The sequence below is a fragment of the Streptomyces sp. NPDC020681 genome (assembly GCF_044334895.1).
Classification (GTDB): Bacteria; Actinomycetota; Actinomycetes; order Streptomycetales; family Streptomycetaceae; genus Streptomyces.
Map to the genome: position 1 here is coordinate 70394 of NZ_JBIRTX010000023.1, position 22551 is coordinate 92944.

The 22551-nt window shown below is 69.5% G+C and carries 21 protein-coding genes; 13 read left to right on the plus strand and 8 right to left on the minus strand.

Annotated elements, in window-relative coordinates; all coding sequences use genetic code 11:
* Window positions 1-128: 128 nt before the first annotated feature.
* From ACH4YL_RS35030 to ACH4YL_RS35050, 5 genes are all read right to left on the minus strand, one after another.
* Window positions 129-209 (minus strand): putative leader peptide, encoded by an 81-nt coding sequence (locus ACH4YL_RS35030; RefSeq protein WP_350310325.1) that lies wholly within the window; start codon window positions 207-209, stop codon window positions 129-131.
* A 211-nt stretch (window positions 210-420) separates the two neighbouring features.
* Window positions 421-1170, minus strand: a complete 750-nt coding sequence (locus ACH4YL_RS35035) for a DUF2993 domain-containing protein (protein ID WP_398511557.1) — start codon at window positions 1168-1170, stop codon at window positions 421-423.
* A 77-nt stretch (window positions 1171-1247) separates the two neighbouring features.
* A complete protein-coding gene (locus ACH4YL_RS35040) occupies window positions 1248-2372 on the minus strand; it encodes a hypothetical protein (protein ID WP_398511558.1) in 1125 nt (374 codons plus the stop codon).
* Between the two features lie 10 nt (window positions 2373-2382).
* Window positions 2383-2637 carry a MoaD/ThiS family protein gene (locus ACH4YL_RS35045; protein ID WP_398511559.1) on the minus strand — a complete coding sequence of 85 codons (255 nt, stop codon included), beginning with the start codon at window positions 2635-2637 and terminating at the stop codon, window positions 2383-2385.
* A 33-nt stretch (window positions 2638-2670) separates the two neighbouring features.
* Window positions 2671-3486 (minus strand): alpha/beta hydrolase family protein, encoded by an 816-nt coding sequence (locus tag ACH4YL_RS35050; RefSeq protein WP_398511560.1) that lies wholly within the window; start codon window positions 3484-3486, stop codon window positions 2671-2673.
* A gap of 262 nt (window positions 3487-3748) precedes the next feature.
* On the opposite strand from ACH4YL_RS35050, the gene ACH4YL_RS35055 reads away from it, so the two are divergent.
* The 5 genes from ACH4YL_RS35055 (at window position 3749) to ACH4YL_RS35075 (ending at window position 8937) form a co-directional block, all read left to right on the plus strand.
* The gene (locus tag ACH4YL_RS35055) at window positions 3749-4528 is read left to right on the plus strand and encodes a response regulator transcription factor (RefSeq protein WP_398511561.1); all 780 of its coding nucleotides are present in this window, start codon (window positions 3749-3751) and stop codon (window positions 4526-4528) included.
* Window positions 4529-4552: 24 nt separating this feature from the next.
* Window positions 4553-5575, plus strand: coding sequence for a LacI family DNA-binding transcriptional regulator (locus ACH4YL_RS35060; RefSeq protein WP_398511562.1), 1023 nt, complete (start codon window positions 4553-4555; stop codon window positions 5573-5575).
* Window positions 5576-5687: 112 nt separating this feature from the next.
* Entirely contained in the window at window positions 5688-6743 is a 1056-nt protein-coding gene (locus ACH4YL_RS35065) for a S1C family serine protease (RefSeq protein ID WP_398511563.1), read from the plus strand.
* A gap of 20 nt (window positions 6744-6763) precedes the next feature.
* A complete protein-coding gene (locus ACH4YL_RS35070) occupies window positions 6764-7495 on the plus strand; it encodes a response regulator transcription factor (protein WP_398511564.1) in 732 nt (243 codons plus the stop codon).
* Window positions 7492-8937, plus strand: coding sequence for a sensor histidine kinase (locus tag ACH4YL_RS35075; protein ID WP_398511565.1), 1446 nt, complete (start codon window positions 7492-7494; stop codon window positions 8935-8937). Before ACH4YL_RS35070 ends, ACH4YL_RS35075 begins: the two co-directional genes overlap by 4 nt.
* A 12-nt stretch (window positions 8938-8949) precedes the next feature.
* Here ACH4YL_RS35075 and ACH4YL_RS35080 read toward each other — a convergent pair whose 3' ends face one another.
* Together ACH4YL_RS35080 and ACH4YL_RS35085 are read right to left on the minus strand one after the other, a co-directional pair.
* Window positions 8950-9828, minus strand: a complete 879-nt coding sequence (locus ACH4YL_RS35080; protein WP_398511566.1) for a phosphatidylinositol-specific phospholipase C — start codon at window positions 9826-9828, stop codon at window positions 8950-8952.
* 171 nt (window positions 9829-9999) lie between these two features.
* On the minus strand, window positions 10000-11802 hold the full coding sequence (locus ACH4YL_RS35085) for a bifunctional metallophosphatase/5'-nucleotidase (protein ID WP_398511567.1): 1803 nt from the start codon (window positions 11800-11802) through the stop codon (window positions 10000-10002).
* Window positions 11803-12017: 215 nt separating this feature from the next.
* Here ACH4YL_RS35085 and mshD point away from each other — a divergent pair, with 215 nt between their 5' ends.
* From mshD to pstB, 8 genes are all read left to right on the plus strand, one after another.
* Window positions 12018-12941, plus strand: a complete 924-nt coding sequence (mshD, locus tag ACH4YL_RS35090; protein ID WP_398511568.1) for a mycothiol synthase — start codon at window positions 12018-12020, stop codon at window positions 12939-12941.
* A gap of 355 nt (window positions 12942-13296) precedes the next feature.
* Window positions 13297-15525: an RNA degradosome polyphosphate kinase gene (locus tag ACH4YL_RS35095; RefSeq protein WP_398511569.1), complete on the plus strand. Its 2229-nt coding sequence runs from the start codon at window positions 13297-13299 to the stop codon at window positions 15523-15525.
* A complete protein-coding gene (locus tag ACH4YL_RS35100; RefSeq protein ID WP_398511570.1) occupies window positions 15512-16618 on the plus strand; it encodes a CHAD domain-containing protein in 1107 nt (368 codons plus the stop codon). The genes ACH4YL_RS35095 and ACH4YL_RS35100 overlap by 14 nt, the downstream gene beginning before the upstream one ends.
* Before the next feature lie 37 nt (window positions 16619-16655).
* Complete coding sequence (locus ACH4YL_RS35105) at window positions 16656-17072, plus strand: NUDIX hydrolase (RefSeq protein ID WP_398511571.1); 417 nt, start codon at window positions 16656-16658, stop codon at window positions 17070-17072.
* A gap of 223 nt (window positions 17073-17295) precedes the next feature.
* A complete protein-coding gene (gene pstS / locus ACH4YL_RS35110; RefSeq protein ID WP_398511572.1) occupies window positions 17296-18429 on the plus strand; it encodes a phosphate ABC transporter substrate-binding protein PstS in 1134 nt (377 codons plus the stop codon).
* 106 nt (window positions 18430-18535) lie between these two features.
* The gene (gene pstC, locus ACH4YL_RS35115) at window positions 18536-19534 is read left to right on the plus strand and encodes a phosphate ABC transporter permease subunit PstC (protein WP_398511573.1); all 999 of its coding nucleotides are present in this window, start codon (window positions 18536-18538) and stop codon (window positions 19532-19534) included.
* Complete coding sequence (pstA, locus tag ACH4YL_RS35120) at window positions 19531-20607, plus strand: phosphate ABC transporter permease PstA (RefSeq protein ID WP_398511574.1); 1077 nt, start codon at window positions 19531-19533, stop codon at window positions 20605-20607. Before pstC ends, pstA begins: the two co-directional genes overlap by 4 nt.
* Window positions 20608-20629: 22 nt before the next feature.
* Entirely contained in the window at window positions 20630-21406 is a 777-nt protein-coding gene (gene pstB / locus ACH4YL_RS35125) for a phosphate ABC transporter ATP-binding protein PstB (protein WP_398511575.1), read from the plus strand.
* Between the two features lie 146 nt (window positions 21407-21552).
* Here pstB and ACH4YL_RS35130 read toward each other — a convergent pair whose 3' ends face one another.
* On the minus strand, window positions 21553-22551 hold the full coding sequence (locus ACH4YL_RS35130; RefSeq protein WP_398511576.1) for an anion permease: 999 nt from the start codon (window positions 22549-22551) through the stop codon (window positions 21553-21555).

Genomic DNA, 22551 nt, shown 5'->3' on the forward strand with positions numbered 1-22551 from the left:
TCCGGGGCAGTGTGCGGCGGGTTTGAGCGAGGAAGGCAGGTGCGGATACGCGTCAGGCGCGGACGTCCGCACGGGTGGCCCTGACAACGGTCGAAGGGCCGGCGGGATACGGGAGGTCGGGCTCCCGCTCAGAAGGTGCGACAGAGCATGGCGGCGACGCGGCACAGGTCTACTGCCCGCCGCTTCGTGAGATCCGCCTGTCGCTTCATGGGTCCGATCGTAGGGACGAGTCGGCGGAGCTGTCACCGGCGTGTCGGATGCTGAGACGCGATCATCCACTATGTGGAACGAGAAGGGGCTGACGGCGGTCCGGGGCGGCCTCGGCGGGAGCCTGCGGCTCCGAAGCTTCTGCCCAGCGGACGCGGGCGTCTCACTATGCGGCCGGTGAGGTCATTTCCCCGCCGGCCGGCCCTCCGGGCGTCAGCCCGAGAGCGAGACGTCCGTACCCGTGCCCGAGAAGCGGAGGCCGTCCTGCGTCGCCTCCAGCTTGTCCAGTGTGATGCTCGACGGCATTCCGTCGATCTTCAGGTCGTAGTCGACGACCTGGCGCAGCTTCTCGTCGAAGCCCGGCAGCGGCAGCTTCGGCAGGGACTCGGCCTTCAGCTGGACCGTGCTGCCGCCCTTCAGCGTGACCGTGCTGTACGTGCTGACCTTGCGGCCCTCGATCATGCCCTTGAGCGCGCCCGGCACCTCGATGCCCGCCCCATCGAGCAGCTCGGTCAGCGGTCCCGTGACCTTGACCTGCCCCTTGGCCGCGCGGGCCGGGCCCGCGTAACTGACCGTGGCGCCCTTGGGGGCGGCCTTCGTCAGGTCGGCGTAGGAGATCTGGGCCGAGCCGTCCGCCCGGCCCGCGACGGCCGAGGAGTAGTTGTTCTTGATCTTCACGTCGAGCAGCTCGGCCTTGACCTCGGTGACATTGACCGTGCGGCCGCCCGCCGTGGCCGTGATGCCCGCGAGGCTGACGTCGACCTCGTCCAGCTGCTTGCCCACGACCTGCGTCAGGAACGGGAAGCCCTTGATGGAGATCTCGGGCGTCGTCCGCAGCCCCTGGCTGCTCCTGATCTTGTCCGCCGCCTCGGACTCCGCCATGTTCACCGCGATCCGGTCCGCGGCGACGAAGATGCCACCGAGTACCACGGCGATGATCAGCAGTATTCGCAGTGCGCGCATTGCTCGGTGTCCCCCACCCCTGGTTCGTGACTGAACTGATCGACGTTCGGGCGGCCTCTTTGGTTCCTGGAGGGTAACTACGCGAGCGCGCGGCCGATCAGATACACCGCGGGCGCCGCCGCCGTCAGCGGCAGTGCGACACCGGCCGTGAAGTGGACGAACCTGGACGGGTAGTCGTAGCTCGCCACCCGCAGGCCGATCAGCGCGCAGCCGCCGGCCGCCAGGCCCAGCAGCGCGCCTTCCGCACCGAGGTCGGTGAGACCACCGGCAGCGATGCCCGCGCCGGCCGCGGCAAGCAGCGACACCACGACGGACGCGGGACCGGGCAGCGGCAGGGCTCGGGCGACGACGGCCACCGCGACGGCGACTCCGCCGACCACGACCGCGTCGTCCGCGGCTGCGAGGTGCCCGGTCGCCAGGATCGCGAGTGCTGCCGATGCGACGGTCGCCATCAGTCCCTGCATCCGCTCGTCCGCTCCCGCGTGGCTGCGGAGCTGCAGTACGAGCGTGATCAGCACCCACACACCCAGCGTGCCGACGATCGCGGCAGGCGCGTTCTCCTTGCCGGCCGAGAGCAGGACGACGTCGGCGGCGAGACCGCCGGCGAAGGCGAGCGCGATGCCCTGGCGGGCGGGCCACATGCCGTTCAGCCGGAACCAGCCGGCCGCGGTGACGGCCTGGAGCAGGACGAGCGGCACGAGCAGTGCGTACGGCCCGACGGCCGCGCCGGCGGCGAGCAGCAGGCCGAGGGCCGCGGTCAGCCCGGCGGGCTGGATGCCGGGCGGGATGATCGGCGAGCGGCCCTCGGCGCGGGCGCGCTGGGCGTCGGTGATGCGGGTGTTCCCGCCGACGGTCGGCGGGCTGTAGCCGTCGGCGGGAGCGACGGGCTCGGGCTCGTGGGCGGGCGTTGCCGCCGGAGCCTCAGGCGGCAGCGGATGGGCCCCGTGCGCGGACTGCGGCGGCAGATGTCCGGGCTGAGCGGCGTGCACGATCGGCTGGTACTGCGTGTCCCAGGTCTCGCCCTCCCACGTCTGGGTGGTGTCCTGGTACGTCTGCTGCGGATGGGCCCCCGGCTGAGGCTGCGGATAGTCCGCCGGCCGCTGCGCGTACGGCCCCTGATGGGCGGCGTCCTGGTACGCGTCGGGATAGGGCTCCTGGTACGGCTGCTGCTGCCCGTAGGGATATTGCTGATCGTTGCTCATGCTGTGCGGTTCACCCTCCTGCGAACGGCGGAAGCACCTCGACCGTGCCGCCCTCGGCAAGCCGTACGGTCTCATGGCCACGGGTCCCGACGGGGTCACCGTCGACGAGGAACGAGCACCGCTTCAGGACGCGCGTCAGCTCTCCCGGGTGCCGTTCGCGCACCGAGTCGAGCGCCTCGGCGAGCGTCCCGGCCGTATACGGTTCCTCCGCGATTCCGGCCGCAGCCTTCGCCGCGGCCCAGTAGCGGATCGTGCCCGCTGCCATAGCGCCACTCCTTTCGTCGGCATCCATGATGGTCTACCGGGACCTTTCCTCGACGAGCCAGTCCGCCAGGCGGCCGAGAAGTCCGGCGTCAGCGGCGTTCTCGGCGTGGCCCATGCCGGGCTCCAGCCACAGTTCGGCGTCTGAGGCGGCCGCCAGCATCCGGGGGTGGTCGAGCGGGAAGTACGGGTCGCGGTCGCCGTGCACGATCAGCAGCGGTGTCGGGGCGATCAGCGGCACGGACTCGACCGGCGACAGCGGCACCGGGTCCCACACTTCTGGCTGGATCCGGGTGTGCAGTCCGTAGCGGCCGACGAGCCGGCCGATGGGGCGGGTGACGATCCAGTGCAGGCGTCGCATCGGTGCCGTGCCGCGGTAGTACCAGCGGGCAGGAGCACTGACGGCGGCCACCGCGTCGGTGCGCGCTTCTCTGCGCCCCCTGTGCATCGCCGCGTGCCGAAGTGCGACGGAGCCGCCCATCGAGAACCCGACGGTCACCACCCGGGTGTGGCCGAAACCACGTGCCCACTCGACCGCCGCCGCGAGATCCAGCACCTCTCGGTCGCCGACCGTGGAGCGTCCGCCGGAGCCTCCGTGACCGCGGAAGGAGAACGTGACGACGGCCGCACGCTGGGAAAACACCTCGGCCGCCCGGCGCACGGAAGGCCGGTCCACCGACCCCGTGAACCCGTGCGCGACGACGATCGCGGTGTCACAGACACCGGTCGTACACGGTTCGTAAACCGCCTCGATACGGACCCCGTCGTCGGTACGGAGAATGGCGCGCCGAGGACCGACAGCCGTCAAAGAAACGTCCGAAGTGTGAAATGGGCCCTCTGCCTCGGAACTCATGTGGGTTATTCTGCTGTGCAGAGGATCCGGGCAACGCAGCCCCCGGGTCCTTTTGTGTTTTACCGCCGTTGTTACAGGCAGGTGAACAAAGGCTCTCAGGGCGCGGGAGCCGGGTAACGACGCAGCGCAAACGCAGTAAGAGCGCAGCACAGTGCAGTACAGAGCAGTGCCGCAAACGTCCTCGCAGGGACCGAGGAGGAACCGACGTTATGGGCGAGCGAACAGAGCACGACCGCAGGACGACCCAGGCAGGTGGGGCGCGATGAGTTCACTGCTGCTCCTGACCAATGCCCTTCAGCCGTCGACGGAGGTGCTCCCCGCCCTCGGACTGCTGCTGCACAACGTGCGCGTGGCACCCGCCGAAGGACCGGCTCTCGTCGACACCCCTGGTGCCGACGTGATCCTTGTCGACGGCCGCCGCGACCTTCCGCAGGTGCGGTCGCTGTGCCAGCTGCTGCGGTCCACCGGACCCGGCTGTCCGCTGATCCTCGTCGTGACGGAGGGCGGCCTCGCGGCCGTCACCGCGGACTGGGGCATCGACGACGTACTGCTGGACACGGCGGGCCCCGCCGAGGTCGAGGCACGGCTGCGGCTCGCGATGGGCCGCCAGCAGATCACCGCCGACGACTCCCCCATGGAGATCCGCAACGGCGATCTCTCCGTGGACGAGGCGACGTACAGCGCCAAGCTCAAGGGCCGGGTCCTGGACCTGACCTTCAAGGAGTTCGAGCTGCTCAAGTACCTCGCGCAGCACCCGGGCCGGGTCTTCACCCGGGCCCAGCTGCTCCAGGAGGTCTGGGGCTACGACTACTTCGGCGGTACGCGCACGGTGGACGTGCACGTACGGCGGCTGCGCGCCAAGCTCGGCCCCGAGCACGAGTCGCTCATCGGAACCGTTCGGAACGTGGGCTACCGCTTCGTCGCTCCGGAGAAGGTCGAACGCGCCGCCGAGGAGGCCAAGGCAAAGGCGGCGGTTTCGGTCACCCGTACGGAGGATGTCCTCGAGGAGCACGAAGCCGACGTACGCCCTGCCCAGAGGTAGGTCACCCCGCGTAGACTGCCGCGCGTGGCCAAGGTGACGCGGGACGATGTGGCGCGACTGGCGGGTACTTCAACCGCCGTCGTCAGCTATGTCATCAACAACGGACCGAGGCCGGTTGCCCCGGCCACGCGCGAGCGGGTTCTCGCAGCGATCAAGGAGCTGGGCTACCGGCCCGACCGGGTCGCGCAGGCGATGGCGTCTCGGCGCACGGACCTCATAGGAATGATCGTCCCGGACGCGCGGCAGCCGTTCTTCGCCGAGATGGCGCACGCGGTCGAACAGGCCGCGGCCGAGCGCGGAAAAATGGTGCTCGTCGGGAACTCCGACTACCGCGACGAGCGCGAGGTCCACTATCTGCGGGCCTTCCTCGGCATGCGCGTCTCCGGGCTGATCCTGGTCAGCCAGGGCCCGAGCGAGCGTGCCGCGCAGGAGATCGAGGCCTGGGACGCCCGGGTCGTGCTGCTGCACGAGCGGCCGGAGGCCATCGACGACGTGGCCGTCGTCACCGACGACATAGGGGGCGCGCAGCTCGCCACCCGTCATCTCCTGGAGCACGGCTACGAGTACGTGGCCTGTCTCGGCGGCGTCGAGTCGACGCCCAAGGTCGGCGACCCGGTGGCGGACCACGTCGAGGGCTGGCGGCGGGCGATGCTGGAGTCCGGCCGTTCGGTCGAGGGCCGGCTGTTCCAGGCCCCGTACAACCGCTACGACGCGTATCTCGTCGCGCTGAAGCTGCTGGGAGGACCGGACCGGCCGCCGGCGATCTTCTGCTCGACGGACGACCAGGCGATCGGTGTGCTGCGGGCGGCGCGGGAGCTGCGGATCGACGTTCCGCGGGAGCTGGCGGTGGCGGGCTTCGACGACGTAAAGGAAGCGGCGCTGACGGACCCCCCGCTGACAACGATCTCATCGGACCGTCCGGCGATGGCGCGTGCGGCGGTGGACCTGGTCCTGGACGACGGGCTGCGGGTGTCGGGCTCACGCCGGGAGCGGGTGAAGCAGTTCCCGTCGGGTCTGGTGATCCGCCGGTCCTGCGGCTGCGAGTAGGCGGCTCCGGACCCGCACCGCGGACCGTCTTTATATCGGGCATACAGGGTTCTGTCCGGCTTCTCAGTGGGTCCTCAGACCGTTCTCATGCAACGGTCCGACAGTCATTTCCATGACGGACTACTACCGCGATCAGCCACAGCACCAGCACTACAACCCGGCCGGTTACCCGTCCCCGCCTCCCGCCGAACCGGCCACCGTGTGGCCGGGCGACGGCGGGGCCGGGTACGCACCGCCGGGCGGTGTCCTGCAGGCCCCGGCCGGGCCGCCGCAGCCGCCGGCTCCCTCGCGGGCCAAGGCCAAGCGGCCCGTCGCCCTGATCGCCGCCGTCGCCATCATCGCGGCCGTGATCGGCGGCGGAACCTCCGCGCTCGTGCAGGAGCTCGCCAGCGACAACAGCAGCGGCGGCAGTACCCCCGTCACCGGCACCACGGTGGCGCAGAGCAGCAAGGGCACGGTCGCCGGTGTCGCGCAGGCGGTGTCGCCGAGCATCGTCGAGATCAGCGCCGCGACCAGTTCCGGACAGGCCACCGGCTCCGGCGTGATCATCACCGCCGACGGTGAGATCGTCACCAACAACCATGTCGTCTCCGGGGCCGACTCCGTGAAGGTGCGGCTCAGCAACGGCAAGACGTACACCGCCAAGGTCGTCGGCACCGACCCCGACAAGGATCTGGCGCTGATCAAGCTGGAGGGCGCGAGCGGTCTGCAGGCGGCCACGCTCGGCGACTCAAGCAAGGTCAAGGTCGGTGACGAGGTCGTCGCGATCGGCTCGCCCGAGGGCCTGACCGGCACCGTCACCAGCGGGATCGTGTCCGCGCTGGACCGTGATGTCACGGTCGCGAAGGACGAAGGTCAGGATCAGGAACAGCAGCAGGACCCGGGCCAGGGCTGGCCCTTCGAGTTCGGCGGGCAGCAGTTCAACGGCGACACCGGTGACTCGAAGACCACGTACAAGGCCATCCAGACCGACGCATCGCTCAACCCCGGCAACTCCGGCGGCGCTCTGATCAACATGAACGGCGAGATCATCGGCATCAACTCGGCCATGTACTCGCCCAGTTCCGCCACCGGCTCGACCGCGGGCAGCGTCGGCCTCGGCTTCGCCATCCCCATCGACACGGTCAAGGCGGACCTCGGCGATCTGCGTGACGGCGGCGGCAGCTGACTGCGTGCGAGGCTGGTGCCATGACGACCCCCCGTGACCTCCATGACGGCGAACGCATCCTCATCGTCGACGACGAGCCCGCCGTCCGTGAGGCGCTGCAACGCTCTCTGGCCTTCGAGGGGTACGGCACCGAGGTCGCCGTCGACGGCATCGACGCGCTCGCGAAGGCGGAGGCGTACGGCCCGGATCTGATCGTGCTGGACATCCAGATGCCGCGGATGGACGGGCTGACCGCGGCCCGCCGCATCCGGGCCTCCGGGTCGACCGTGCCGGTCCTGATGCTGACCGCGCGCGACACCGTGGGCGACCGGGTGACGGGTCTGGACGCGGGCGCCGACGACTATCTGGTCAAGCCCTTCGAGCTGGACGAACTGTTCGCGCGGATCCGTGCGCTGCTGCGGCGCAGTTCGTACGCCACGGCAGCGGGCGCGGCCGTCGACGACGATGTGCTGGCCTTCGCCGATCTGCGGATGGATCTGGCGACCCGCGAGGTCCACCGCGGCACCCGGCCGGTCGAGCTGACCCGTACCGAGTTCACGCTGCTGGAGATGTTTCTGGCGCATCCGCGCCAGGTGCTCACCCGCGAGCAGATCCTCAAGGCCGTCTGGGGCTTCGACTTCGAGCCCAGTTCCAATTCGCTGGATGTGTATGTGATGTATCTGCGGCGCAAGACGGAGGCGGGCGGCGAGCCGCGCCTCGTGCACACGGTGCGGGGCGTGGGCTACGCCCTGCGGTCTGGTGGCGCGGAGTGATCAGAAGGTTCCGCGCGCTGCCGCTGCGTTCGCGGCTGGCTCTGCTCGTGGCGGTCGCGGTTGCGGTCGCGGTCGCGGCCGTCTCGACCACGTGCTGGTTCCTCGTGCGCGGCAAGCTGTACGACGAGGTCGACTCCAAGCTGCAGTCCGCGAGCTCCAGCATTCAGCTGCGGCTCACCGACATCACCGCCACACTGCGCAGCTGCCCCCAGGCCCCACGGGCCCAGGCCGGATACGGCGGCCCGAAGCCTGTCTTCTACGTCCAGCTCGTCCGCACCACCGACGACAAACCGTGCGTCTTCGACATCTCCCTCGGCACCGTCCAGGTCGACAGCAGCGACCAGGAGGTGGCTCGGAACCCGGACCCGACGGTCTGGACGTTCCGCAACGGCACGGACGCCGACGGGAACGACGTCCGGGTGCTGACCGTCGCCGCCATCGCCCTGCCTCCGGGCGGCGGGGTCGTCGCGGACACCGCTTTGCAGATCGGGTACCCGCTCAAGGAGACCGAAAGCACCCTCAACGACCTGGCCCTCCTGCTGCTCATCGTGTCCGGCATCGGGGTGCTCGGCGCGGGCGCCGCCGGGCTCTGGGTCGCGCGTGCCGGGCTCAAGCCCGTCGACCGGCTCACCGGCGCCGTCGAGCATGTGGCCCGTACCGAGGATCTGACCGTACGCATCCCCGTCGAGGGCGAGGACGAGATCGCCCGCCTCTCCCGCTCCTTCAACTCCATGACCGCCGCTCTCGCGAGCTCCCGCGAGCGGCAGGCGCAGCTGATCGCGGACGCGGGCCATGAGCTGCGTACGCCGCTGACCTCGCTGCGGACGAATATCGAGCTGCTGGCGCGCAGCGAGCAGACGGGCCGGGCCATCCCGCCCGCCGACCGGCTGGCGCTGATGACCTCGGTCAAGGCGCAGATGACCGAACTGGCCGCGCTGATCGGCGACTTGCAGGAACTTTCCCGGCCCGATGCCGTGGGCCACGGGCCGCTGAAGGTGGTGGCGCTGCACGAGATCGCGGAGGCCGCTCTGCAGCGGGCCCGGCTGCGCGGCCCTGAGCTGGACTTCGCGGCGGAGCTCGCGCCCTGGTACGTACGGGCGGAGCCGGCGGCGCTGGAGCGTGCGCTGGTCAATGTCCTGGACAACGCGGTGAAGTTCTCGCCGCCGGGCGGAGCGGTCGAGGTACGTCTCAGCGGCGGAGAGCTGACCGTACGGGACCACGGCCCAGGCATCCCGGCCGATGAGCTGCCGCATGTCTTCGAGCGGTTCTGGCGTTCGCCGTCGGCGCGTGCGCTGCCCGGGTCGGGGCTCGGTCTGTCGATCGTGGCACGCACGGTGCAGCAGTCGGGTGGCGAGATCGAGCTGAAGCCGGCGTCTGGCGGCGGCACGTGTGCGGTGATCCGGCTGCCGGGAGCGGCGGAACCGCCCCCGGCGCACTTGTAGGCCGGTAAGGCCTCAGTTGTGCCGGATCAGTGATTCGACCAGCCCCGCGCGGGTGTTGGGGTAGTCGAGCGGGACGATGCCGAGGCCGCGCCAGCCGCTCGCCTCGGAGCCGTCGATGAAGCCGTGCACTCTCGGGTTGAGGTTGTCGGAGTTCCAGCGCGGCGGCAGCGACGCGGAGGTGCTCACGAAGTTGATGAACATCTTGCCGGGCTGCTGGACGGCCTTGCGGAAGTGCGCCTCGATCTTGGGGTACTTGGCGTTCGGCAGGGCGTTCCAGTCGTCCTGGAGGTCGAAGACGCCGCCGTCCCACCATTTGACGCCGGGCAGTCCGCCGTTGTCGGCGATGAGGACGACCTTGCCGCGGGCCTGGCCGAGCGAGGGAAGCCCGTCGCCGATGTGGAACAGCGAGCGCCAGCCCCGGTTGTCGAGGTAGTCGTCGAAGATGGCGCGGAAGGTGGCGTCACTGTCCGAGGAGTACTCCTGCTTGACGCGCATGAGGACGGTCTCGGAGGGGTGCGCGTTCAGGAAGTTGCGGCAGAAGACCAGGACGTCGCCGAACATGATGTTCTGGAAGGCCGCTCCGTGGTGGATGGCGAAGGAGCCTCCGGTGACCCGGCAGCGTATGTCGAGGAAGCGGATGCCGCTGTTCAACTGGTCGGCGATGGTGGTGTTCTGGCACTCGGCCCAGAGTCCGCCGAAGCGGGCGCCGGAGTCGTGCGTGCCGGGGATCGTCAGGCGCTGGAGTGCGGTGGCGTCGCCGAAGCCCGCCAGCCAGTCCTGGGTGCCGAGTGCGCTGCGCGGCGCGGCGGCAGCGGCGCTGGTGCCGCCGATGACCGCGGCGGCGGACGCGATGGCCGCGCCCGCCAGGAAACCACGTCTGCTCAGGGGCATGTGACGTCTCCTTCGTCGACCTCCGCGTCCGTGGGGGTGGACCGCGGTCGGCAACCGGGATGATGGCAGACGTGGTCATGACATTGGGAGACCTCGGGACGAACAAGGGGCGCACACGGAAGGGCGGCGGGCCATTTCTGGCCCGCCGCCCCAACTACCGCTCGTGTGCCGTTATTTGACGACCGTGATGCGGCCGGTGGCCGGCGGCGCGAGCGGGGCGCTCGCGCTGGAGTGCGCGGCCATATAGGCGTTCAGCAGATCCAGGTCGGAGGCGCCGACGAGCTTGTTCGTGTGCTCCTTCAGCACGGCGAAGCCGTCGCCGCCGCCCGCCAGGAACTCGTTCATCGCGACCCGGTAGGTCTTCGCCGGGTCGATCGCCTCGCCGTTCAGCTGGACCGAGCTCTCCACGATCCGGTCGGCGCCGGTCTTCGTCAGATCCAGGGTGTAGGTGAAGCCCTTCGACACCTGGAGGATCTTCGGAGTGGCCTGGTTCGCGCCGCTGACCTGCTGCTTGAGCGTGGTGATCAGCTGTGCGCCGGTCAGGTCGACGACGTTCATCATGTTGGTGAACGGCTGCACGGTGAAGGCCTCGCCGTACGTCACGACGCCGTCGCCCTCGCTGCCGGTCGCCTTGTGCACCAGGGCCGCGCGGATGCCGCCCGGGTTCATGATGGCCAGCTGCGCCCCGCCCTTGTCCGCCGCCGCGGTGCCTTCCAGCTGCGCGTCCGCGATCAGGTTGCCCAGCGGCTTCTCGGGGGCGTCGAAGGGGTTGTCGATGTCGGCGGAGATATAGCCGACGGGACGGGAGGCGACCGGCGCGGCCAGCGTGTTCCAGCGCGCGATCAGCTTGGTCATGTCGTCGGCCTTCGGCACGTCACGGGTGACGACATGGTTCGCGGAGGCGACGGCGGTGCGCACGATGTCGTTCGTACGACGGTCGTAGGTGAGCGTCGTGTCGGTGTACAGCTTGCCGAACGAGGCCGCCGACGTGACCGTGCGCGGCTTGCCGGACGGGTCCGGGATGGTGCACGCGTACGCCTGGTGCGTGTGGCCGGTGACCAGCGCGTCGACCTGCGGGCTGATCTTCTTGGCGATGTCGGCGATCGGCCCGGAGACACCGTCGCCGGGGCCGGGGCTGTCGCAGTTGTAGTTGTACGAGGGCGAGGCCGGGGCGCCGCCTTCGTGGATCAGCGCGACGATCGACTTGACGCCCTTGCGCTCAAGGATCTTGGCGTACTTGTTGATCGTCTCGACCTCGTCGCCGAACTTCAGGCCCTTGATGCCCTCGGCGCTGACGATGTTCGGAGTGCCCTCCAGGGTCACACCGATGAAGCCGATCTTGACGCCGTTCTTCTTCCAGACGAAGTACGGGTCGAGCAGCGGCTTCCCGGTCTTCTCCTCGGTCACGTTCGCCGCGAGGTACGGGAAGTCGGCGCCCTTGAACTCCTTGCCCTCCTCGTAGCAGCCGTCGGTCGGGTGACAGCCGCCCTTCTGCATCCGGGCGAGTTCCTTGGCGCCTTCGTCGAACTCGTGGTTGCCGACGGAGGTCACATCGAGCTTCAGCTTGTTCAGCGTCTCGATGGTCGGCTCGTCGTGGAAGAGCCCCGACAGCAGCGGCGAGGCGCCGATCATGTCGCCGGCCGCGGCGGTCACCGAGTAGCGGCTGTCCTTGCGGGCCTCGCGCAGATGCGTGGCGAGGTACTCGACGCCGCCCGCGTCGATGGTCTTGGTGGTGCCGTCCTCGTTGGTGTGCGTGACGCGCCCGGCCGAGCCGGCGGGCGGCTCCAGGTTTCCGTGCAGGTCGTTGAAGGACAGCAGCTGTACGTCCACCGTGCGGCCGTAGCCGCCGCCGTGGCCGTGGGCCGCGGGCTCCTGGGCCCCTGCGGGCATCGCGGCGACCAGTGCGCCGACGGTGGTCAGTCCAGCGACCGCGGCGAGTATGCGGCGGCGGTTCTTGTGCGGTGTCGCTGACATCTGTCCCCTTGTCAGTTCAGCGTGGTCTACAGGGTGCCAGCGGGATCCTAGAGTCAACGCGCGTAGCGCGACAGGGGGTAAGGGTTACGACCTGGTTGCCAAGCGGTTCTCCCGCGTCCCTCCGGCGCCGCTCCGGCGACCCTTTGGCGGTGCTTTGGACAATTGCCGCCCCGCGCGCATCCCTCGCGTCCCGCCCCCCGCCGTACGCTCTCCCCATGACGACTGACGCGGTGATTCCCGAGCCCGGGCGGCAGATCAGCACCTATGACGAGCTCACGTCCGAGCAGGCGAAAGCCGTGCTCGACATGCTTGCCGTGGCCGCCCGCTCCGACGGGATGCAGGCCGTCTCCGAACAGGGCCGGCTCCAGCTGCGCGGTGGCCCGCGGGAAGGCGTACGGCATCTGCTGCTCACCGTCGAGGGCGAGCTGGTCGGCTACGCACAGCTGGAGGACACCGACCCGATCGAGGCCCCGGCAGCGGAACTCGTCGTCCACCCCGGCCACCGCGGGCGCGGCCACGGCCGGGCGCTCGGCAGCGCGCTGCTCGGTCTTTCCGGCAAGCGGCTGCGGATGTGGGCGCACGGCGGGAAGTCCGCGGCGCGGCATCTGGCCCAGGTCCTCGGCCTCACCCTCTTCCGCGAGCTGCGCCAGCTCCGCCGGCCGCTGAGCCCGCTGGACATCCCGGAGCCGGTCTTCCCGGCCGGAGTGACGGTGCGCACCTTCGTACCCGGCCAGGACGACGATGCCTGGCTCGCGGTGAACGCGGCGGCCTTCGCCCATCACCCGGAGCAGGGTGCGATCACCCAGCGCGACCTCGACGACCGCAAGGCCGAGCCGTGGTTCGACCCGAAGGGCTTCTTCCTGGCCGAGCGGGCCGGCGAGATGATCGGCTTCCACTGGACGAAGATCCACGCCGAGGAGCAGCTGGGCGAGGTCTACGTCGTCGGCATCCGCCCGGACGCCCAGGGCGGCGGCCTCGGCAAGGCGCTCACGGCCGTCGGCCTGCGCCACCTGGCGGCCCAGGGAGTCCCGACGGCCATGCTCTACGTGGACGCCGACAACCCGGCGGCCCTGACGGTCTACGATCGCCTCGGCTTCCGCACGCACGAGGTGGACCTGATGTACCGCACGGAGTCCTGACCACGGCTTTCGCGGCATCGGCGGGACGGCTCCGGCCGCGAGCCCGCCGGCCCGTCGCGGCCTTGGGCCCGAGGTCCCTGACGGAGCCCGGATCGTAATCCCACGCCCCTTGCACCCTTGGGCGCGGCGCCACCATCCTGACTGGCGCCTGACGTACGGGACCTCCGGGCCATGGGCCCCCGGGAGACGCGTCCCGCTATCCGTCACGTCATGTCGTCGTTACCGGGCATTCAGACGCTCTTGCGACCCTCACCCAATGCAGCCCGCTGTGCCCGCTTCGCCAAACGGGAAATTTCCACCCACCCCGGCACTCTCCGACGCGCCTGTTCGCCCCAACACGCGGAAGAATGGGTCCATGAGTCAGCAGCCCGCCGAGGTACCGGTCCAGCACCCCCAGCCGTCCGTCGGCTCCATAGCCGCGCACCGGCCGCACACCGTCGCGGCCACGGTGTCCGACCTGGAGCCCGACCTCGACGCCGATCTCGATGCGTACGAGGAGGAGGGCGACGGAACCAGCACCGAGCTGCCCGCGGGCCGCTTCCTGGACCGCGAGCGCAGCTGGCTCGCGTTCAACGAGCGGGTTCTGGAGCTCGCCGAAGACCCCGCGACCCCGCTCCTCGAGCGGGCCAACTTCCTCGCGATCTTCGCCTCCAACCTCGACGAGTTCTTCATGGTCCGGGTCGCCGGACTGAAGCGCCGTATCGCCACCGGCGTCGCCACCCGCTCCGCATCAGGTCTCCAGCCCCGCGAAGTGCTCGACCTGATCTGGAACCGGTCGCGCGAGATCATGGCGCGGCACGCCGCCTGCTACCAGCAGGACGTCGCACCGGCGCTCGCGGAGGACGGCATCCACCTCATCCGCTGGCCCGATCTGACCGAGAAGGAACAGGCGCGCCTGTTCACGCTCTTCCGGCAGCAGATCTTCCCGGTGCTGACCCCGCTGGCCGTGGACCCGGCACACCCCTTCCCGTACATCTCCGGGCTCTCGCTGAACCTCGCGGTCGTGGTGCGCAATCCGGTCAGCGGCCACCGCCACTTCGCCCGCGTGAAGGTCCCGCCGCTGCTCTCCCGCTTCCTGGAGGCCTCGCCGCAGCGCTACGTCCCGCTGGAGGACGTCATAGCGGCGCATCTGGAGGAGCTGTTCCCGGGCATGGAGGTGCTGGCGCACCACATGTTCCGCGTGACCAGGAACGAGGACCTGGAGGTCGAGGAGGACGACGCCGAGAACCTCCTCCAGGCGCTGGAGAAGGAGCTCATGCGGCGCCGCTTCGGCCCGCCGGTGCGCCTCGAGGTCGAGGAGTCCATCGACCCGTACGTCCTGGACCTGCTGGTCCGCGAGCTGAAGATCTCCGACGCCGAGGTCTATCCGCTGCCCGGGCCGCTGGACCTGACCGGCCTGTTCGGCATCGTGAAGCTGGACCGGCCGGAGCTGAAGTACCCGAAGTTCGTCGCCGGCACGCACCGTGACCTCGCCGAGGTCGAGTCCGCGTCCGCGCCCGACATCTTCATGGCGCTGCGCGAGCGGGACGTCCTGCTGCACCACCCGTACGACTCGTTCTCCACTTCCGTGCAGGCCTTCCTGGAGCAGGCCGCGGGCGACCCGGACGTGCTCGCGATCAAGCAGACGCTGTACCGCACCTCCGGTGACTCGCCGATCGTGGACGCGCTGATAGACGCCGCCGAGTCGGGCAAGCAGGTCCTGGTGCTCGTCGAGATCAAGGCCCGCTTCGACGAGCAGGCCAACATCAAGTGGGCGCGCAAGCTGGAGGAGTCCGGCTGCCATGTCGTCTACGGCCTGGTCGGCCTCAAGACGCACTGCAAGCTGTCGCTGGTGGTCCGCCAGGAGGGCGAGACACTGCGCCGCTACTCCCACGTCGGCACCGGCAACTACCACCCGAAGACGGCCAGGCTGTATGAGGACTTGGGCCTGCTGACGGCGGACCCGCAGGTCGGCGCGGACCTCTCCGACCTGTTCAACAGGCTGTCCGGATACTCCCGCCGCGAGACCTACCGCCGGCTGCTGGTTGCGCCCAAGTCCCTGCGCGACGGCCTCATTTCGCGCATCAACAAGGAAGTGGCGCACCACCGCGCCGGACGCCCCGCCTATGTCCGCCTCAAGGTCAACTCCCTGGTGGACGAGGCGGTCATCGACGCCTGCTACCGGGCGTCGCAGGCCGGAGTCCCGGTGGACATCTGGGTGCGCGGCATCTGCGCGATCCGGCCCGGAGTGACCGGTCTCTCGGAGAACATCCGGGTGCGCTCCGTCCTCGGCCGCTTCCTCGAGCACTCGCGGATCTTCTCCTTCGGCAACGGCGGAGAGCCCGAGGTGTGGTTCGGCAGCGCCGACATGATGCACCGCAACCTCGACCGCCGTATCGAGGCTCTGGTCCGGGTCACCGACCCGGCCCACCGCGCGGCACTCACCCGGCTCCTCGAGATGGGCATGTCCGACACCACGTCCTCCTGGCACCTGGGCCCGGACGGCGCCTGGACCCGGCATTCCACGGACTCGGAGGGCCTGCCGCTGCGGAACGTACAGGAGATGCTCATAGACGCCCGGAGGCGCCGGCGTGCACAGCCCTGATCTTTCCCGGCAGGACGCTGCCACCGCCCCGCCCGGTCCACCCGGTTCTCCGGTCCAGGCAACGGCGGGCGACGTCCTCGCCCGGTATCTCAACGCGCAGGCGGGCGACTTCCTGCGCAGTCTTCGGATGTACAGCGAGAGCGGCTCGGACACGGCGAGCGTGGCGGAGGCCGCCCTCTCGCTGCGCATGGCCGCCCGGCGCATCAGCGGCACGCTGCACACGTTCCGGCCGCTGCTCGACCCGTCCTGGGCGGACGATCTGCGCACCGAACTGGCCTGGCTGTCGGCCACGTTGGCGCAGGAGCACGCCTGCACGTCGCGGCTGAACCAGCTCCTCGACGCGCTGTCGCGGCTGTCCGGGGCGGCTCCGCTGCCGCCCGCGCGCGGCGAGCTCCACCCCGCCGACGCCGGGACCGCCGCGCCCGCCGGGACCGACCAGGCCACTGCCCCTCCGCGTCCCGCCGGCGGCGGCCTGACCGTGGGCGCCGCCCGGGCCGGGGCGCTGCTGGAGCGGCAGCTCACGCTGGCCAGGACGCGCGCCCACTCCGCGGCGCTCCAGGCGCTCGGCTCGTCCCGCTTCCACGCGGTCGCCGACGCCGTCGCCGTACTCGCCTCGGAGCTGCCGCTCGGCCCACTGGCCGGGGCGCCGGCCGCCGAGGCGCTGTCCCTGCCCGCAGAGCTCGCCGAACGGCGGATGCTGGAGGCCGTGGCCGCGCTGCCGCTGAGCCGGGCCGCGCACCCGTACAACGCGGAGGCGCTGGTCCACGGCCTCGCCACCGCATCGGCAGGCGAGGCACAGGACGCGCCCTGGCACCAGGTGCGCCAGCTGCTGCGGCTGCACCGGTACGCCCAGGAGGTGCTGCACACGGACGCCGACTCGCTGCTGTGCCACGCGGGCCTGGTCCTGGACCGGCACCGGGACGCCGCTGAGGCGGCAGCCGCGGCAGCGGCCGCGGCCCGTACGCCGCGTATCGCACCGGCCACGGCATACGCGCTCGGTGTGCTGCACGCCGACCAGCGGCACGAGGTCGAGGCGGCCCGGTTCGCCTTCCAGCAGGTGTGGCAGCGGGCCACGGTGAAGGTGAGTATCTGAGACCGGTGGAAAGCGAGCTCCCGAAGGTGGGTTTCTGATGCAGGACGACACCGTCCTTGCCGCGGGATGCGTGCTGTGGCGCCGCTCGCCGTACGGGGCCGAGGGCGTGGAGATCTGTCTCGTACACCGTCCGAAGTACGACGACTGGTCGCACCCGAAGGGGAAGCTGAAACGCGGCGAGGACCCGCTCGCCGGCGCGGTGCGCGAGGTGCTGGAGGAGACCGGGTACGGGTGTGTTCCTGGTGCCCGGCTGCCGACCGCGCGTTACGTTGCCAATGGACGTCCCAAGCAGGTCAGCTACTGGGCGGCCGAGGCGACGACGGGGTCCTTCGCCCCGAGCGAGGAGGTGGACCGCATCCTGTGGCTCACGCCTGCCGCAGCGCGCATCCGGCTCACCCAGCCGAGAGATCGCCCACTCGTCGACGCCCTGGTGGCAGCCCTGCACTCGGCCTGAGAAGCCCGTCTCGGGCCGCATGCGACACACGGCACCTAGCTGCCCGACACGGTTCACCTTCCGTTCACTCGCACCCTCGGGTCGCTTCACCTGATCTGCCTAATTTCGGGCTTGCAGGGTGACGGCAAAGGGCCGGCTCCCCCCCACCCCCGACACACGCCGCCAACGAACGTCTACGACATTCAGTCAGCGTCACGGCGGCTCCTGGAAGGAACACCCGAAAGTGAAGCTTCAGCGCAAGAACGGGCTTCGCGCCACCGCGCTCGGCGCCCTGGCCGTGACCGGCGCCCTGGTCCTCACGGCGTGTGGTTCGGACGACAACGCGGGCAGCACCGGCGGCACCGGCGACAGCACCAAGGCCGCGTCGAACATCAAGTGCGACGACGCCAAGGGCAAGCTGCTGGCCTCCGGCTCCAGCGCGCAGAAGAACGCGATGGACCTCTGGGTCAAGAACTACATGGCCGCGTGCACGGGCGTGGAGGTCAACTACAAGTCGTCCTCCTCCGGTGAGGGCATCGTCGCCTTCAACCAGGGCACCGTCGGCTTCGCCGGTTCCGACTCGGCGCTCAAGCCCGAAGAGGTCGAGGACTCCAAGAAGATCTGCAAGGGCGGCTCGGGCATCAACCTGCCCATGGTCGGCGGCCCGATCGCGATCGGTTACAACGTCCCCGGCGTCGAGAAGCTGGTGCTGGACGCTCCGACCATCGCCAAGATCTTCAAGGGCGACATCAAGAAGTGGAACGACCCGGCGATCGCCGCGCTGAACAAGGGCGCCACGCTGCCCGACACGGCGATCCAGGCCTTCCACCGCTCCGAGGACTCCGGCACCACGCAGAACCTCGGCAAGTACCTCGGCGCCACCGCCAAGGCCGAGTGGCCCTACGAGGCCGAGAAGAAGTGGCCGGCCCCGGGTGGCCAGGCCGCGTCCGGTTCCTCCGGTGTCGCCGCGCAGGTCAAGCAGGTCGCCGGCTCGATCGGTTACTTCGAGCTCTCCTACGCGACCTCGCAGTCCATCCCGACCGTGAGCATCTCGACGGGCGCTGCCGCCCCGGTCGAGGCCACGTCCGAGAACGCCTCCAAGGCGATCGCCGCCGCCAAGGTCAAGGGCACCGGCAAGGACCTGGCCCTGGGCCTGGACTACACCACCAAGGCCGACGGCGCCTACCCGATCGTCCTGGTGACGTACGAGATCGTCTGCGACACCGGCAACAAGGCCGAGTCGCTGCCCGCGGTCAAGTCCTTCCTGACCTACACCGCCAGCGACGAGGGCCAGAAGGTCCTCTCCGAGGCCGGCTACGCGCCGATCCCGGCTGAGATCAACGCCAAGGTCCGCGAGACCGTCGCGGGTCTGAAGTAACGACAGAACCGGCCGGCGGGGGCCCTGAAGCCCCCGCCGGCCGGCCACATCCGGTGCACCGCCGCCAGGGGCGCTTCTCGCTCCCCCACCACAGACCGGAAAGACCATGGCTTCCACCACACCCATAGATTCACCTCCTCCAGCGCCGGCTCCGCCGTCCACCAGGAAAGCGACGTCCACCGGGCGCGCGGGCGACAAGGTCTTCATCGGCCTGTCCCGCGGCTCGGGCATTCTGCTGCTGGTGATCATGGCGTCGATCGCCGCGTTCCTGACCTACCGCTCCGTGATCGCCCTCTCGAAGGACGAGGCGAACTTCCTCACCTACTTCGACTGGAACCCGGCGGGCGACCCGCCGATGTTCGGCATCGCGGTCCTCCTCTTCGGCACCGTGGTCAGCTCGATCATCGCGATGCTGATCGCCGTGCCGATCGCCGTCGGCATCGCGCTGTTCATCTCGCACTACGCGCCGCGCCGGCTCGCCGCCCCCATCGCCTACGTGGTCGACCTGCTGGCCGCCGTGCCGTCGATCATCTACGGCATCTGGGGCGCGCTCTTCCTCGTCCCGTACCTGAACGGCCTGAACCTCTGGCTGGACGAGTTCTTCGGCTGGACGTACGTCTTCGAGAAGACCGAGATCGGCGTCGCCCGCTCGCTGTTCACGGTGGGCATCCTGCTGGCGATCATGATTCTGCCGATCGTGACCAGCGTCAGCCGCGAGGTCTTCCTCCAGGTCCCGCGGATGAACGAAGAGGCGGCACTCGCGCTCGGCGCGACCCGCTGGGAAGTCATCCGCATGTCGGTCCTCCCCTTCGGCCGCTCGGGCGTGATCTCCGCCTCGATGCTGGGCCTGGGCCGCGCGCTCGGCGAGACGATGGCCGTCGCCACGGTCCTGTCGCCGAGCTTCCTGATCTCCCTCCATCTGCTCAATCCGGGCGGCGGCACGTTCGCCCAGAACATCGCCGCGAAGTTCGACGAGGCCAATGAGCTCGGGCGCGACGCCCTGATCGCCTCCGGTCTCGTGCTCTTCATCCTCACCCTGCTGGTCAACGGTGCGGCCCGGCTGATCATCGCTCGCCGCAAGGAGTACTCGGGGGCCAACGCATGAGCCAGACAGCACTCAAGGACCGGCCCGTCCCGACGCCTCCGGTCAGCAACGGCCCGCTCAGCGCCCGTTCGCTCCCACGCTTGGCCCCGCTCGGCTTCGCCGTCGTCGCGATCGCTCTCGGCGTCGGCCTCAGCCTCGCGGCAGGCTGGGAGAGCCGTGTGCAGTGGGGGCTGATCTCGGCCCTGTTCTTCGTGGTCATCTCGTACATCGTGACCTCGGTGGTCGAGAACCAGCGGCAGGCCAAGGACCGGCTGGCGACCAGCGTCGTCTGGGTCTGCTTCGTCCTCGCCGTCATCCCGCTGTTCTCGCTGATCTGGGTGACCGTCAGCCGTGGTGTGAAGGCGCTCGACGGGTACTTCCTCACGCACTCCATGGCCGGCGTCCCCGGCTTCGAAGCCGGCGGCGGTGTCTACCACGCCATCATCGGCACGCTGGAGCAGGTCGGCATCGCCACGCTGCTCTCGGTGCCGATCGGCCTGCTGACCGCGATCTACCTGGTTGAGTACGGCAGAGGCACACTGGCCAAGGCCGTCACCTTCTTCGTCGACGTCATGACGGGCATCCCGTCGATCGTCGCGGGCCTGTTCATCCTCTCGATCATGCTGATGGCCGACATCCAGCCGTCCGGCCTGATGGGCGCGCTGGCCCTGACGATCCTGATGATTCCCGTCGTGGTCCGCTCCACCGAGGAGATGCTCAAGCTCGTCCCGAACGAGCTGCGCGAGGCATCGCTCGCCCTCGGTGTGCCGAAGTACCGCACAATCATGAAGGTGGTCGTCCCGACCGCGCTCGGTGGCATCACCACCGGTGTGATGCTCGCCATCGCGCGTATCGCCGGAGAGACCGCGCCGATCATCCTGCTTGTCTTCGGCAGCCAGCTGATCAACACCAACCCCTTCGAAGGCGCCCAGTCCTCGCTTCCCTACTACGTCTGGGAGCAGTACAAGGTGGGCAGTGAGGCCTCGTACGACCGCGCATGGGCGGCCGCGCTGGTGCTGATCGCCTTCGTCATGATCCTCAACCTGGTGGCCCGCGGCATCGCCCGCTGGAAGGCCCCGAAGACCGGCCGCTAAGGCCTTCTGGAAGTGAATTGATATGGCCAAGCGAATTGACGTCAGCGGGCTCAGCGCCTTCTACGGCTCCCACAAGGCGATCGAGGACATCTCGATGACCGTGGAGCCCCGCTCCGTGACGGCCTTCATCGGCCCGTCCGGCTGCGGCAAATCCACCTTCCTCCGCACTCTGAACCGGATGCACGAGGTCACCCCCGGTGGCCGCGTCGAGGGCAAGGTGCTGCTGGACGACGAGAACCTGTACGGATCGAGTGTTGACCCGGTGGCCGTGCGACGCACGGTCGGCATGGTCTTCCAGCGTCCGAACCCGTTCCCGACGATGTCGATCTTCGACAATGTCGCGGCCGGTCTGAAGCTCAACGGCTCGTACAACAAGAAGCAGCTGGCGGAGATCGTCGAGAAGTCGCTGAAGAACGCGAACCTCTGGAACGAGGTCAAGGACCGGCTGAACAAGCCCGGTTCCGGCCTCTCCGGCGGTCAGCAGCAGCGTCTGTGCATCGCCCGCGCGATCGCGGTCGAGCCGGATGTGCTGCTGATGGACGAGCCGTGCTCCGCGCTGGACCCGATCTCGACGCTGGCGATCGAGGACCTGATCGGTGAGCTGAAGGAACGCTTCACGATCGTCATCGTGACGCACAACATGCAGCAGGCGGCGCGCGTCTCGGACCGCACGGCGTTCTTCAACCTCGCGGCGGTCGGCCAGCCCGGCAAGCTGATCGAGATAGACGAGACGGAGCGCATCTTCGCCAACCCGTCCGTCCAGGCGACCGAGGACTACATCTCGGGCCGCTTCGGCTGAGCCCGGGCCGGTTCGGTCGAGCCGGCCGCCCGGCCCCATAGCCGTCCTGCGGTGCTGCATGGCGGTGCCACCGCAAGGCGAAGGGCCCGCCCCTCTCTTCAGAGGGGCGGGCCCACCCATTTCCACGGGCACCGGGTCCGGGCCGGTCAGCCGAAGACCAGGTACACGACTCCATAGCTCAGCGCCGCCACCAGACCGGCGGCCGGCATGGTGATGAACCATCCGAGGACGATGTTCTTCGCGACCCCCCAGCGCACCGCGTTGACCCGCTTCGTCGCCCCCGCGCCCATGATCGCCGAGGTGATCACATGCGTCGTCGAGATCGGCGCCTGGAACAGGAACGCCGAGCCGAACATGATCGACGCCCCCGTCGTCTCCGCCGCGAACCCCTGCGGCGGATCCAGCTCGATGATCTTGCGGCCGAGCGTCCGCATGATGCGCCAGCCGCCCGCGTACGTACCGAGCGAGAGCATCAGCGCGCAGGCGATCTTGACCCAGACCGGGATCGCGTCGCCCTGGTCCTCCACATCGGCGATGACCAGCGCCATCACCACGATGCCCATGGTCTTCTGCGCGTCCTGCAGACCGTGACCGAGCGCCATGCCCGCCGCCGAGACGGTCTGGGCTATCCGGAACCCGCGCTTGGCCTTGCTCGGGTTGGCCTTCCGGAACATCCACAGGATCGCGACCATCACCAGATAGCCGACGAGCAGGCCGACGATCGGCGAGACGAACATCGGGATGACGATCTTGTCGAGCACTCCCGACCAGATCACCTCCGTGCCGCCCGCGAGCGCGGCGCCGACCATGCCGCCGAACAGGGCGTGGGAGGAGGAGGACGGAAGTCCGAAGTACCAGGTGACGAGGTTCCAGACGATCGCGCCGAGCAGCGCGGCGAAGAGGATGCCCATCCCCTTGCTGCCCTGCGGCGTCTCGATGATCCCCTCGCTCACCGTCTTGGCCACGCCCTGTCCGAGGAACGCGCCTGCGAGGTTCATCACCGCCGCCATCGCCAGCGCCGCCCGCGGCGTCAGCGCACGGGTGGAGACGGAGGTCGCGATCGCGTTCGCGGAGTCGTGGAAGCCATTGGTGTAGGTGAATCCGAGCGCGACGCCAATGGTCACGATCAGGGCAAAGGTGTCCAC

Bases quoted from the DNA above. Each gene is read 5' to 3' on its own strand.
- ACH4YL_RS35085 (WP_398511567.1), bottom strand. From the start codon at position 11,802: ATGTCAGCGACACCGCACAAGAACCGCCGCCGCATACTCGCCGCGGTC.
- ACH4YL_RS35055 (WP_398511561.1), top strand. From the start codon at position 3,749: ATGAGTTCACTGCTGCTCCTGACCAATGCCCTTCAGCCGTCGACGGAG.
- ACH4YL_RS35040 (WP_398511558.1), bottom strand. From the start codon at position 2,372: ATGAGCAACGATCAGCAATATCCCTACGGGCAGCAGCAGCCGTACCAG.
- ACH4YL_RS35050 (WP_398511560.1), bottom strand. From the start codon at position 3,486: ATGAGTTCCGAGGCAGAGGGCCCATTTCACACTTCGGACGTTTCTTTG.
- mshD (WP_398511568.1), top strand. From the start codon at position 12,018: ATGACGACTGACGCGGTGATTCCCGAGCCCGGGCGGCAGATCAGCACC.
- ACH4YL_RS35080 (WP_398511566.1), bottom strand. From the start codon at position 9,828: ATGCCCCTGAGCAGACGTGGTTTCCTGGCGGGCGCGGCCATCGCGTCC.
- ACH4YL_RS35105 (WP_398511571.1), top strand. From the start codon at position 16,656: ATGCAGGACGACACCGTCCTTGCCGCGGGATGCGTGCTGTGGCGCCGC.
- ACH4YL_RS35045 (WP_398511559.1), bottom strand. From the start codon at position 2,637: ATGGCAGCGGGCACGATCCGCTACTGGGCCGCGGCGAAGGCTGCGGCC.
- ACH4YL_RS35035 (WP_398511557.1), bottom strand. From the start codon at position 1,170: ATGCGCGCACTGCGAATACTGCTGATCATCGCCGTGGTACTCGGTGGC.
- ACH4YL_RS35070 (WP_398511564.1), top strand. From the start codon at position 6,764: ATGACGACCCCCCGTGACCTCCATGACGGCGAACGCATCCTCATCGTC.
- pstC (WP_398511573.1), top strand. From the start codon at position 18,536: ATGGCTTCCACCACACCCATAGATTCACCTCCTCCAGCGCCGGCTCCG.
- pstB (WP_398511575.1), top strand. From the start codon at position 20,630: ATGGCCAAGCGAATTGACGTCAGCGGGCTCAGCGCCTTCTACGGCTCC.
- ACH4YL_RS35065 (WP_398511563.1), top strand. From the start codon at position 5,688: ATGACGGACTACTACCGCGATCAGCCACAGCACCAGCACTACAACCCG.
- ACH4YL_RS35095 (WP_398511569.1), top strand. From the start codon at position 13,297: ATGAGTCAGCAGCCCGCCGAGGTACCGGTCCAGCACCCCCAGCCGTCC.
- pstA (WP_398511574.1), top strand. From the start codon at position 19,531: ATGAGCCAGACAGCACTCAAGGACCGGCCCGTCCCGACGCCTCCGGTC.
- ACH4YL_RS35030 (WP_350310325.1), bottom strand. From the start codon at position 209: ATGAAGCGACAGGCGGATCTCACGAAGCGGCGGGCAGTAGACCTGTGC.